Source organism: Robertmurraya sp. DFI.2.37 (assembly GCF_029211245.1).
Lineage (GTDB): Bacteria > Bacillota > Bacilli > Bacillales > Cytobacillaceae > Robertmurraya > Robertmurraya methanolica_A.
This window is the reverse complement of the sequence record NZ_JARGEJ010000271.1, coordinates 1-420: the sequence shown is the minus strand read 5'-3', so window position 1 is coordinate 420 and position 420 is coordinate 1. Positions and strand designations below refer to the sequence as shown.

General features: G+C 36.9%; 1 protein-coding gene. It reads left to right on the top strand.

Features of this window, described 5'->3' with window-relative positions; translation table 11 throughout:
• Nucleotides 1–393: replication/maintenance protein RepL (locus PZE06_RS26450; protein WP_275792171.1), on the top strand; the 393-nt coding region annotated here is incomplete at its 5' end.
• Nucleotides 394–420: the final 27 nt, after the last annotated feature.

The following is a 420-nucleotide window of genomic DNA, read 5'->3' as shown; positions in this document are numbered from 1 at the left end:
ATAGAAGTAGATGAAGAGCAATTTGCAAAACTATACCTTGCGAATTTTGCCGCTTTTTTCAATCTATCACAATCAGCTATTCGGGTTTTCGGGTATATTCTAACTTGCATGAAGCCTAAGAATGATATGATAATTTTCGATAGGCGAAAATGCTTAGAATACACCCAATACAAATCAGACAAAGCCATATACAAAGGATTGGCAGAGCTCGTACAAAGTGAAATCATAGCAAGAGGTCCAAACGAATATAATTGGTTCATTAATCCGTTGATTGTCTTTAATGGGGATAGGGTTTCATTTACAAAAACATACGTTCGGAAAAAGACTTTAGCTGCCCAAAAGAAAGAAGAAGCAGAGAAACGACAGTTATCACTTGGTTTTGATGAACTGTAACACTCCATTGAGTGAAGCTGCCGTTTG